This is a genomic window from Synechococcus elongatus PCC 11801, assembly GCF_003846445.2.
Lineage (GTDB): Bacteria > Cyanobacteriota > Cyanobacteriia > Synechococcales > Synechococcaceae > Synechococcus > Synechococcus elongatus_A.
Genome location: NZ_CP030139.2, coordinates 2,557,742 through 2,569,666 on the forward strand (window position 1 = coordinate 2,557,742; position 11,925 = coordinate 2,569,666).

Annotated in this window: 9 protein-coding genes; 3 read left to right on the plus strand and 6 right to left on the minus strand. The window is 54.8% G+C overall.

Features of this window, described 5'->3' with window-relative positions:
* Positions 1 to 11 precede the first annotated feature (11 nt).
* The 3 genes from ppsA to hisG all read right to left on the minus strand — a co-directional run bounded on the left by ppsA (position 12) and on the right by hisG (position 5,262).
* Positions 12 to 2,528 (minus strand): phosphoenolpyruvate synthase, encoded by a 2,517-nt coding sequence (gene ppsA, locus DOP62_RS12795; RefSeq protein ID WP_208674298.1) that lies wholly within the window; start codon positions 2,526 to 2,528, stop codon positions 12 to 14.
* Positions 2,529 to 2,776: 248 nt separating this feature from the next.
* A complete protein-coding gene (locus DOP62_RS12800; RefSeq protein WP_208674296.1) occupies positions 2,777 to 4,573 on the minus strand; it encodes an ABC transporter ATP-binding protein in 1,797 nt (598 codons plus the stop codon).
* 32 nt (positions 4,574 to 4,605) lie between these two features.
* The gene (gene hisG / locus DOP62_RS12805; RefSeq protein ID WP_208674294.1) at positions 4,606 to 5,262 is read right to left on the minus strand and encodes an ATP phosphoribosyltransferase; all 657 of its coding nucleotides are present in this window, start codon (positions 5,260 to 5,262) and stop codon (positions 4,606 to 4,608) included.
* 356 nt (positions 5,263 to 5,618) lie between these two features.
* Between hisG and DOP62_RS12810 the strand changes: the two genes are divergently transcribed.
* The 3 genes from DOP62_RS12810 to DOP62_RS12820 all read left to right on the plus strand — a co-directional run bounded on the left by DOP62_RS12810 (position 5,619) and on the right by DOP62_RS12820 (position 9,967).
* A complete protein-coding gene (locus tag DOP62_RS12810; RefSeq protein ID WP_261789870.1) occupies positions 5,619 to 7,988 on the plus strand; it encodes a transglycosylase domain-containing protein in 2,370 nt (789 codons plus the stop codon).
* 166 nt (positions 7,989 to 8,154) lie between these two features.
* Positions 8,155 to 9,021: a hypothetical protein gene (locus tag DOP62_RS12815; protein ID WP_208674291.1), complete on the plus strand. Its 867-nt coding sequence runs from the start codon at positions 8,155 to 8,157 to the stop codon at positions 9,019 to 9,021.
* Between the two features lie 64 nt (positions 9,022 to 9,085).
* Positions 9,086 to 9,967 carry a metallophosphoesterase gene (locus tag DOP62_RS12820; RefSeq protein ID WP_208674289.1) on the plus strand — a complete coding sequence of 294 codons (882 nt, stop codon included), beginning with the start codon at positions 9,086 to 9,088 and terminating at the stop codon, positions 9,965 to 9,967.
* 52 nt (positions 9,968 to 10,019) lie between these two features.
* On the opposite strand, the gene DOP62_RS12825 is transcribed toward DOP62_RS12820, so the two are convergent.
* From DOP62_RS12825 to DOP62_RS12835, 3 genes are all read right to left on the minus strand, one after another.
* On the minus strand, positions 10,020 to 10,814 hold the full coding sequence (locus DOP62_RS12825) for a glutathione S-transferase family protein (RefSeq protein WP_208674287.1): 795 nt from the start codon (positions 10,812 to 10,814) through the stop codon (positions 10,020 to 10,022).
* A 95-nt stretch (positions 10,815 to 10,909) separates the two neighbouring features.
* Positions 10,910 to 11,203, minus strand: a complete 294-nt coding sequence (locus DOP62_RS12830) for a hypothetical protein (RefSeq protein WP_208674285.1) — start codon at positions 11,201 to 11,203, stop codon at positions 10,910 to 10,912.
* Positions 11,204 to 11,342: 139 nt separating this feature from the next.
* Positions 11,343 to 11,765: an RNA recognition motif domain-containing protein gene (locus DOP62_RS12835; protein WP_208674282.1), complete on the minus strand. Its 423-nt coding sequence runs from the start codon at positions 11,763 to 11,765 to the stop codon at positions 11,343 to 11,345.
* Between the last annotated feature and the right edge of the window lie 160 nt (positions 11,766 to 11,925).

An 11,925-nucleotide genomic window follows, 5' to 3' on the forward strand; every position in this document is an offset into this window, starting at 1 on the left:
CCCTGAGCCCCCTAGTCCCGTCCAGCAGCGAGACGGGCTTCGACCTCTGCGATCGCTAGCAGCGTTTTGAGCACGGAATCGGGGTTGAGGCTGATCGAATCAATGCCCTGCTCTACCAAGAAGGCTGCAAACTCGGGATAGTCACTGGGGGCTTGGCCGCAAATACCAATCTTGCGACCGGAGGCTTTGACCGTTTGGATTGCCTGCGCCACCATTCGTTTAACCGCTAGGTTGCGTTCATCGAACAGAGCTGCCACAAGAGCCGAATCGCGATCGAGCCCCAAGGTGAGCTGAGTCAGATCATTGGAGCCAATTGAAAAGCCGTCAAACACCTCACTAAAGGCATCGGCACAGATCACGTTGCTGGGCAGTTCGCACATTACGTAGACCTGTAGGCCGTTTTCGCCACGTTTGAGGCCATTGGCTTCCATCTCTACCAGTACCCGTCGCCCCTCTTCCGGCGTCCGACAGAAGGGCACCATCGGAATGACGTTGGTTAGCCCCATCGCCTCGCGTACTTGGTGGAATGCTTGGCATTCCAGCGCAAAAGCCTCCCGGTACTGCGGGTCGTAATAGCGTGAGGCGCCCCGCCAGCCGATCATCGGGTTTTCTTCGCGGGGTTCAAACTGTCGCCCGCCCAAGAGATTGGCGTACTCGTTGCTCTTGAAATCCGAGAGTCGGACAATTACTGGCTTCGGCCAGAAGGCAGCAGCAATCCGGCCAATGCCCTGCGCCAACTTATCGACGAAGAAGTCAGCTTTGCGATCGTAGTTAACTGTCAGCTCCGCAATTTTGGCCTGCACCAGCAGATCATCAAGCTGCTCGAAGTGGAGCAGCGCCAGCGGGTGAGCCTGAATGTGATTGGCGATGATGAATTCCAGTCGTGCTAACCCGACGCCATCGCAGGGAATCGCCGCCAGTCCAAAGGCTTCCTCAGGATTGCCGACATTCATCAGAATCTGAGTGCGCGGGCGGGGTAGATCGTCCAGTACCGTTTCCTGGACCTCAAAAGGCAGCAGGCCAGCATAGACACGACCTTGATCACCTTCCGCACAGGAGACCGTGACATCAGTCCCCGTGGCGATCGCAGTAGTAGCTGTTCCGCACCCTACGATCGCAGGAATTCCCATCTCGCGGGCAATGATTGCCGCGTGGCAAGTCCGACCGCCTTGATTGGTCACGATCGCGCTGGCTTTCTTCATGATCGGTTCCCAATCTGGGTCGGTGCGATTGGTCACCAGCACTTCACCCGCTTGAAAATCGGCGATGTGATGAACATCAAGAATGACCCGTGCCGTACCTTGGCCGATCATTTCACCGACGGCTCGCCCTTCCACCAGCACCGGGCCACTGCCTTGCAGTTGGTAGCTGCGTAACAGATTACTCGCCCGTTGAGATTGCACTGTTTCGGGGCGGGCTTGGACGATGAATAACTCGCTGCTGAGGCCATCCTTGGCCCACTCGATATCCATCGGGGTGAAGCAGCCCCGTTTGGCAGAGTAGTGATCCTCGATGATGCACGCCCACTGAGCTAGCTGCAGCACTTCATCGTCATTGATGGCAAACCGTTGGCGATCGCTCTCAGCCACGGAGACGTTTTTGGTCAGCTTCGATCCGCCTTCGTCATAGACCATGCGGATCTCTTTGCTGCCAAGGCGCTTGTCGAGAATTGGGCGATAGCCCTGCTGCAACGTCGGTTTGAAGACAAAAAATTCGTCAGGGTTAACTGCGCCTTGGACGACGTTTTCACCCAAGCCGTAGGCTGCTGTCACAAGGGCCGCATTGCGGAAACCCGTTTCCGTGTCGATTGAGAACATCACGCCCGAAGCAGCCAGATCAGAGCGCACCATCTTTTGCACCCCAACTGACAAAGCCACCTCAAAGTGGTCAAAGCCCTTGATTTGTCGATAGGAAATGGCGCGATCGGTGAACAGCGACGCAAAGCAGCGATGACAGGCTTGGATGACCGCTTGTACCCCGCGCACATTCAGATAGGTTTCCTGCTGACCAGCGAAGCTAGCATCGGGCAGATCCTCTGCAGTCGCACTGGAACGAACCGCCACATCGACACTGCCGAACTGACGCTGACAGCGATCGCGATCGAGCCCGCTAAGGCGATCGCAAACAGAAGCAACAGGTTGATAGCGATCGCAAAGTTGCTGATAGGCTTCCGCGATCGCAGTTTCTAGCTCCACCGGAAAGGGCGTATTGAGGACTAAATTGCGGGCTTGCTGACCGCGTTCCCGCAGATTGGCAACATCCTCCACATCCAAATCCGCAAACAGTTGGCGGAGCTGGGGTTCCAGGCCTGCCCCAGCAAGGAAAAAGCGGAACGCTGTCGCAGTGGTGGCAAAACCCAAGGGAACGTTGACCCCTTTGGGCAGGAGCTCGCGGATCATCTCGCCGAGGGAGGCATTCTTGCCACCGACAAGCGCGATATCGTCAATACCAACGTCTTCGAACCAGAGCACAAACTGTTGGTCTCGCGACTCATTGCCAGCGGTTGGCTGGAAGCTAGTGAGCGTCATGGCGGAGCCTCGCGATCGCACGTCCTATCTCTAGGAGGCACGAGGACTGTAGCGAAATCAACAGTTCGTTGGAAAGACTGAGGATTCGTTAGAAAACGATAGAAACTCTGTGCAATCAGCGAAGATTTACTCCCAGGGAGAGCACGATAACAGAAATAGCGATCTCAAAAAAATGCTATTTACCACCCTTTTTGGGTTGGAGATCAATACTGAGAAAGCATGCTTGGTGACGAGGAAATCAACAGCCTCTAGGCCACTTCTACACCCAGTGATTGAAGGCGATAGAGACTGGTATAAAGCCCATTGCGTGCCATCAAGACATCGTGCGAACCATCCTCAATCAGTTGCCCTTGACGAAGGACAAGGATACGATCGGCATTGCGAATCGTTGAGAGTCGGTGGGCAATGATAATTGCCGTGCGATCGCTCAGCAAATCATCCAAAGCTTCTTGCACCAAAGCTTCGGTCCCAACATCTAAATTTGCGGTTGCTTCGTCCAAAATCAAAACCTTGGGATCGCGAATCGCCACTCGCGCAAATGCCAAGAGCTGGCGTTGTCCACCCGAAAGATTTGTACCTCGCTCCCGCAGCGGCGTGGCATAGCCTTGGGGAAGGGATTCAATTAGATCAGCAACATTGGTGCGTCGAGCGGCAGTTTGTACAGCATCCGTGTCGTAGGGTTCTCCGAGCGTAATGTTGCTCTGCACATCACCAGCAAACAGAAAACCATCCTGGAGAATGACCCCTAGGTGCCGGCGTAACTCTACCTGCGGCAGATCACGGATATCAATTCCATCAATTAAAATCCGACCTTGGGTCGGTTCATAGAGGCGACAAAGCAAGCGAATAATTGTGCTCTTACCTGCACCAGTTGGCCCCACTAGTGCTACTTTTTGACCGGGCTGAATCGTGATATTGAGATTATGGATAACTGGCTCATCCGGTTTGTAGCCAAAACAAACATTCTCAAAGCGAATTTCACCCGATTGTGAAGTGTCAAGACTCAGTTGTTGGGGCTTGGCTGCATCTCGAATTTCAATTGGCTCATTGAAAATATCAACAATCCGCTCGATCGCCGTAAAGCCAGCTTGAATTGAAGTGAATTTTTCAGCGAGTTGGCGTAGCGGATCAAACAACCGCTGGGAATAGAGAATAAAGGCGGCGAGCAGACCAAAATTCATCTGATCTTGCAGCACGAGAAAGCTGCCTAGCCAGAGCACTGCCGCGATCGCAGCCAGCGAGATCCATTCCAGCGTGGCAGAAATAGCTGAGTCGTGAAAGATGGTGCGATCGACAGCTTCTAAATAATGTTGATTGGCAACTCGAAATTGCTGGGCATTGTAGGCTTCGCGACGGAAACTCTGGACAATACCAATGCCGACCATATTTTCCTGCAGGGTAGCGTTGAGGTTTGACAGCTCTTCGCGGGCCCGGTAGTTAGCGATGCGGTAGCGCCGCTGGAAATAGAGAATGACAGCAGTGGTGGGCAGTAGTAAAACGGTCAGCAATAGTGCCAATTGCCACTGCAGCCAAAACATGGCGATCGCGATCGCCAGCAACGAAACAATGTCGCTGAGAATGCCGATTGCCCCAGTCGAAAACACCTCGCCGAGGGCTTCAACATCATTCGTCAAACGGGTGACCAGCTTGCCCACCGGTGTGCGATCAAAAAAGCGCACAGCCAACGAAGTCACGTGTTGGAACAAGTCCTGGCGAATGTCCGCCGTCACGCGCTGCCCCACTTCCTGGACGTAGTAACCCTGCACGCCCCGAAAAGCCAATCGCACAACGATGGTGACCAGCAGAGCCAGCGACAACAGGTTCAACCCATCGCTGCGGCTCATCCCCTGCAGCACAGTCCAAGTGGGCTTGTTCTGCAGGACGGAGATAGCCTGACCCACCAACATGGGCTGAACAGCACCCGCCAAGGCCAAGGGCACCAGTAGGATTAGTGCTCCAATCAGGGGCCGCTGGTAGCGACCGAGATAGGGCAAAAGCCGCTGCAACAGTGACCAATCATCCCAACGGCGTAGCAGAGCAAGCATGAATTAAATGACGGACTGGGTCATGCTTCACCCTAACAAGTTGCCGCGATCGCCTGAGCAACGGTCTGCCGGAGTTGACTAATCAGATCGCCGATACCATCCGCATTAATTCGATAGGCCAAGGGGTTGGCAATCAGACGAGCTGTGCTTTCAAACAGGGTTTCAATCTCAACAAGCCCGTTCTCGCGCAAGGTTTGCCCCGTGGCTACCAAATCCACGATCGCTTCTGACATACCGGTAATCGGACCCAGTTCGACAGAACCGGAGAGTGGCACAATCTCCACCGGCAAATCTAAATCGTGGAAATAGTCGCGGGCACAGTGGACAAATTTGGAGGCAATGCGACAGTGCGCCGGTAAATCGAGAGCCGAACGGTAGGGACTGCTGGCCTTCACCGCGATCGACATCCGACAGCCCCCAAAACCCAGGTCGATCAGTTGAGCGACTCGGGCAGTTTTCTCGCGCAGCACGTCATAGCCGACGACTCCCAGTTGAGCCTGTCCATACTCCACGTAAACTGGCACATCGGAATTGCGCACCAGCAAAGCCTTGGCCCGACCCTGACGATCGAGAATTTGTAATTGACGATTTCCGGGTTCCAAAAAGGCGCTAAAGTCGAGCCCTGCGGATTGCAGCAAGCGAATGCTGTCCTTGAGTAAGGCACCTTTGGGCAGGGCGATCGTCAGCATGGTGGCAGGCAGCAAAAGTCTTTCGATCGTATCAAAGTGCTTTACAGAGCCCGAGCGCAAACTCTTGCATCAACGATGCGCCTCAGCTGGGAATCTGTGAGGTACGCTAAACAGCGATCGCGGCTCGACACTCCTGACCTCCGCAAAGCTGCAATCTAAATCTAAAACGCTGGCTCAGCGGCTTGGGCGGTAGGGTCAGCAACGGCATTAGCTTGGACTTTTCTTGAGCTGCCCCTCAATCGACTGCTGATTGCGCTGTGAACGGCTAAGATCCCTGCACGATCGCTCGATCACTGGGCATCACTATTTCGAGGAGTTTTAACCTAGCGGTGTCTGGCTCTAGCAATCAACCATCGGTGGCCAAGTCTTCTGCTGTTGACCAGACGAGCGATCGCCCGGCTACTTCTCCCTCTTTTTTGGGGCGCTTAGCTTTTTGGAAAGCCCGTCCTGAGACGAACACCACCCGCACGCGAAAAAGTCGAGCGGAGCGCCGACAGGCTCATCGAGCAAAGCGGGCGGCTCATCCTCCAGGCAGACGGCGCTGGCTCCGAGCGATCGTGGCCGTTGCGATCGGTGCTGCAACTGTTGCTGGTGCAGAAGTGGGTCGGCGGCGACTGATTCAGCAGCTTCCCAATCCGCGAGAAGTCTATAGCTTTACCCGTCCCGGCACGATCACCATTCTCTCGGCAGACGATGTTGTGCTGCAGAAGATTGGGCCGGCGACCCGTGACAAGGTTCCTTTTGATCAAATTCCGCTGCAGCTACGCCAAGCATTTCTGGCCGCGGAAGATCAGCGCTTCTACGAACACAGTGGCCTTGACCTGGTAGGCATTGCCCGTGCCAGTGTCACCAATCTCCTGAGCGGTGAAGTTCAGGAAGGGGCGAGCACGATCACGCAGCAGCTGGCCCGCATTGTATTTCTCAGCCAAGAACGCAGCATTCAGCGCAAGTTCAATGAGGCGCTGATGGCTCAGAAGCTAGAGCAAGAGCTGACCAAAGACCAAATCCTTGAGCAATATCTCAATCTGGTCTACCTCGGTGCCGGTGCCTACGGGGTGGCAGATGCTGCCTGGGTCTACTTCAGTAAGCCGGTCAAGGACTTGAGCCTTGGAGAAATGGCAACCTTGGCAGGGCTTCCGCCTGCTCCGACCGCCTATTCCCCACTGGTTTCACTCAAGATTGCGCAAGAGCGACGCAACATTGTTTTGAGCCGGATGCAGGAAGTGGGTTTTATTACGCCTGCTGAAGCAGAGGCTGCTCGCCGCGAACCGTTGGCGCTCAAACCGGCCAGCCCCAAATACGCCCAGAGCATAGCGCCCTATTTCACCAACTATGTCCGACAGGAATTGCCACGATTTGTCTCACCAGACGTTTTGGAATACGGCGGACTCACACTCAAGACAACCTTGAACTATCGCTGGCAGAAAGCGGCAGATCAGGCGATTCAAGACTCCACCTACGGCAGCTTGCAAGGGGCACTCGTCAGTATCGATCCCCGCAGTGGAGCCATTCGCGCCATGGTCGGTGGTGTCGATTTTGATCGTAGTCAGTTCAATCGCGCGACCCAGGCTTACCGGCAGCCTGGCTCCACCTTCAAAATGTTTGTGTATGCAGCGGCGATCGCCTCGGGAATGTCGCCGTCTCAGATTTATGTGGATGCACCGCTAAACCTAGGGGGGTATAAGCCACAAAACTTTAGTCGCAGCTTTAGTGGCGCTATCAGCCTGACTCAGGCGCTGACCAACTCGGTCAATATTGTTGCGATCAAAGTGCTGCGGGATGTTGGAATTGACAACGTCATTCGGGTTGCCCGACAGATGGGGATTCGGGCCGACCTCGCACGCTACTATCCATTAGCTTTGGGAGCCTCCGATGTCACCTTGCTGGAGATCACCAGTGCTTATGGAACCTTAGCTAATCGTGGACAATATCTCACGCCCCACCCGATCGCGGAGATTATTGATCATCGTGGTCGCCGACTTTACCAAGATAAGCAGATTGAACCTGTCCAAGCTTTGGACCCAGGCTCTGCTGCGCTAGTTACCTCTATGCTGGAACGCGTCGTAACCTCTGGAACTGGGGCCGCAGCCTATCTGCCCGATCGCCCTGTAGCAGGTAAAACAGGCACGACTGAGCAAGCCCGTGATCTCTGGTTCATTGGCTATATCCCACAGCTGGTCACGGGAGTGTGGCTGGGCTACGACAATTTTGCTCCAACTGGCAGTGGGAGTAGTGCAGCGGCGGTGGCTTGGTATCGCTTCATGGCACAGGCGATTAAGGACCTCCCGCCGGAGAAATTCCCGCCGCTGCCCAAGCCTGAACAGCGCAAGCCCTTGTTTAAGGCGCAGTTCACGAGTGGACGCGATCTAGGTGGAATCGATCGCGGACCAGGTCGATATGATTACGGAGCAGGGATTGAATTAGCGGATTCCCCCAGTTTTGCCGGTAGCTTGCCCCCAGCTCCCTCCGGTGGGTCAACCCCCAATCGGCCATCACCAGATTACGAAGCTGACTTTGGTCAAGAGCCTGCGGTTGAGGAACCTCGGTACTATGAACCGCCGTCTTCCTCGGGCTCTGAGCCAGTTGATCAAGCTCCTGCTCCTGCAGGACCTGAACCGGAACCAGAAGCACCGGTTGAACCCCAAGCTCCAGCACCACCGTCTCTAGAACCGACGGCACCACCGCCACCAGTCGAACCGACAGCACCACTCCCCCAGGCTCCCTAGCATGCTTGAGTGTCTGATACTGGGTCGTGAGCGAGTGCCAGAAGCGATCGCGAGCGTGCTCATGGGACGATACTAGCGATGCGGCAAATCCTCCATCACTAAATTCTCCTCGGAGTCTAAACAGCCAATCTGCTCTCCATCTCAGATAACCGACCTCAATTGAGTCATGAAGCTGTTATTTGTAGTGCCACATTATTGGAAGCCAACTGGCGGTAACTATGGCTCGCTTGGGGCAGACCCGAGTCCGCGTGTCGCGGCTCTGAGTCGTCTTATCGCTGCTTTACATAGTCAGTTTGGCCCCCAGCAGGCTGTACTCCAAATTCGCGATCGCACATTACAGCCAGCCAATCAGCAAAAAGCAGCTGAGATCGAAATTGCCATTTTTACAACTCAAGGCTGTCACGTTTTAGAGTATCTATCCTGCCCCAAAAACTTGTATCGGCACTGTCCAGTCGAGTGCGATCCAATGTTCTTAGGCTTTGAAGCTCAAGCCTATCTTCGCGATCGCCAACAGGATTTTGATTGGTATGGGTTTCTAGAAGATGACTTGATTATTGAAGATCCACTTTTCTTCTTGAAGTTACAGTGGTTTCAAACCAATGTTGGGCCCCAAGCAGTGCTACAGCCTAATCGTTTTGAATCCTTAGTAGCAGAAGGAAAACCTCATAAGCTTTATGTCGATGGTCCGAACAGTGGTGTTGCTGTTCAGTTTTGGCCCGATCGCGAGGCCCTGCAGCTAACGGGACAATTCCTAGGGTTTCCCATGACATTCGAACGCAGTGTCAATCCTCATTCAGGCTGCTTTTTTCTCAGCCAAGCCCAAGTCCAAAAGCTGGTCACTGATCCCTGCTTTCTCGATCGGGATATCCGCTTCGTTGGCCCTCTTGAAAGTGCTGCTTCTCTTTCCTTGATGAAGGTCTTTCGAATCTATAAGCCTGCTGCACCTCAGGCATCTTTCCTCGAAATTCGTCATCATCCAGCCAACTTCCTCAAGAACCTTCGGTTCGCGACCGGAGCCATTGCTTCAAGGTAAGCGAGTGTGCAGCGATCGCGGGTTCTAGCGGCTAGAGTGTAGTCGTTTTGCTGAGGACTTGGGCATGAAGCGCCGTGAGCTGCTGGTGTTGGGCGGACTGAGTACGATCGCCGCTGGGATGGGGCGGCAATGGCTGCAACCCTCGCCAGCTCAAGCGATCACACCCCTGCCCGCCAGCGATCGTTCTTTGGATCTTCGCTTCATCGCCGTTGCGGACACAGGAACGGGTGCCCGTGGGCAATATTCAGTCGCTGCAGCGATGGAACGCTACCGGCGATCGAATCCCTATCGACTTGCGCTGTTAGCCGGCGACAACATCTACAACAACGGCGAAATCGAAAAAATTCAAGCAGTGTTTGAGCGTCCCTATGCACCGTTGTTGCAATCGGGCGTTAAGTTTCGGGCTGTTTTGGGCAACCACGACATCCGCACCAACAATGGTAACGATCAGGTACGCTATCCCGGTTTCAACATGGCTGGGCGCTATTACCAATTCCAGGAAGGACCGGTTGCTTTTTTTGCGCTGGACACTAACGGCAATGCGGACTGGAACAATCAACTGACTTGGCTCGATCGCGCCCTACGGGCGAGCACTGCGCCTTGGAAGGTGGTATTTGGTCATCATCCGATCTATTCATCTGGTTTCTATGGTGTTAACCGGACGCTGATCAGCCGCCTTGTGCCCCTGTTTAAGCGCCATGGTGTCCAGCTCTACATCAGTGGTCATGACCACAGCTATGAACGCACTCAGCCGATTGATGGCACAACTTATCTAATTGTGGGCGCCGGAGCGGGCTTGCGACCCGTGGGCCGCTCAGCCTGGACGGCTCAGTCAGCCAGCACCCTGAGCTTTGCAGGACTCGAGGTCTATGGCAACGAACTACGAATCCAAACCTTTGATAAAGACAGTCGCCTGATCGATCAAGGTCAGATTTTTGCATCCTGATCCAACAGCAGGCTGAAGCAATCGGCCAACTTCAGCCTGCTGGCAAATCGCGTTAATCGATCGCAATTTTGGTTGGCCCGTTGCCGCTGCTCGGGGGAGTGACAGCAGCACCGCGGCGAAACTCGCGATAGAGGCGATCGCGCCACTCGAAGAACACAGCATAGTCGGGGTTATCGACCAAGCCAGGAACACCGCGCCCGCGCAGACCACTGGGAATGTCGATCGCAGCGGTTGTCGGGAATTTCAGAAAGAGGCTGTGAGCCGCGATCGCTAAATCTGCCAGAACTGGGCGATCGCCCAATAGGTAGGGTTGATTCTGTAATCGTTGGCAGAGCGCTTTGAGGCCTTGCTCGAGGTTGAGGCGGGCGGTTCGTAGTGTTTCTGGGCTGAGGCCAACACCGCTGCCGAGGACGCTGAAGACTTCGCTAGGGACAGCGCTGACCAAGTTACGGAGTGGCCCGGGTACTTGGTTGGGCAGCGCCGCTTCTCGCAGGCTGGGATCCCAGCCTAAAGCCCCAAGGAGTACCGTGCGCACATCTGCAGCAAAGCTGCGATCGGCCCAATCTTCCAGCAAGACGTTCAGTGCTTGCTGCTGCGGATCGGCCAACGTTAGCGGCGGCTCTGGAAATTTTTGATCGAGGTACTGGGCGATCGCGGTGGAATCAGCGATCGCTTCGCTGCCATCCTTCAGCACCGGAACTTGGCGCTGCCCCGAGAGGCGAAACACTTCAAACTGTCCAATGCCCGGAGTCACTTCCTGTTTGCGATACTCCAGACCCTTGAAGTCGAGAATCAGGCGAACCTTTTCGCTGTAGGGTGATAACTCAAACTGGTAAAGCTCCAGCATTGGGGCGTTCCTTGGGTGACAGCAAGACTCTATCAAAAATCAGCGATGAGCCGCCTTGCCCTAGATGACCAGCACCTTTCCTGCAGCTATGCTCCCTAAATCCCAAAGAGTTTTGAGGCTTGCTGAGGACATTGCTGAATCAGAAAACCAGCAAGCTGAGCCCCTAGAGCTTCTGCACTGTTGGGTGTTTTCAGATCTGCCTCGGTCAGACTTTGGTCGCTGATCCAACGATTGATCTGCTGACTGACCGCTGCTTCGAATTGCTGGGGACTAGGGCTATTGATGGCGCAGAGCTCTTTGGCGAAGTCTTGGAGCTGGCGATCGCTGGGGAGCGCGATCGCTGGCAGGGGCATCCAGACCATAGCCAAAATCCAAAGACGCACGCCCATGCCACTCTCCAATGCCTTGCTTTTAGGATGCCGTGGGCGGCGTAATTCGACCAGCCTCCAAGCAGGCAACAAAAAACGGCTAGAAATCAATTTCTAGCCGCCGTTCAGTCATTGATTCAGACAGTCTCGAGTCTCTGGATTAGGAGACCGTTTGAGCTGCCAGCAATTCTTTGAGTTTTTCCAGCTCTTGTGCCCAGCGGGGATCGGGCTGGAAGCCTTCAGGACCGGAAGAGATGACGCGAGGTGCGCTCTTGCCGGAGCGGCGGTTGTCGGCACTGCCACTGCGACGACGGTTGTTGCCGCCGTCGTTGTCCCGCTCACGCGGCTGAGCTTTTTCGAGCTTGAGGGTGCTGCCTTGCACTTCGGTGCCGTTGAAGCGCTCGATCAAAGCATCTGCTTGCTCGTCGCTAGCGACCGTTGCAAAGGCGAAACCACGCGATTTACCGGTTTTGCGATCGGTGACCAGTTTGGCCGAAACCTCGCCGGCCTCTGCAAAGACCGCATCCAACTCGGCTTGCTCAATGTCGCGCGGTAAATTGCCGATGTACACACGAACTGACATGGTCACTGACCTCTCAAACAACAAACGGGATAAAGGGACCCCGTCATGGCAAAACTGTCCGTCTTCGACGTGAAACGTAAATTCCGAGTAATCGCGGTATGACGCCCTTGGAAGACTGAAGGGATAGACCCGCAACCTTAAATCCTGATGAAAAACACCT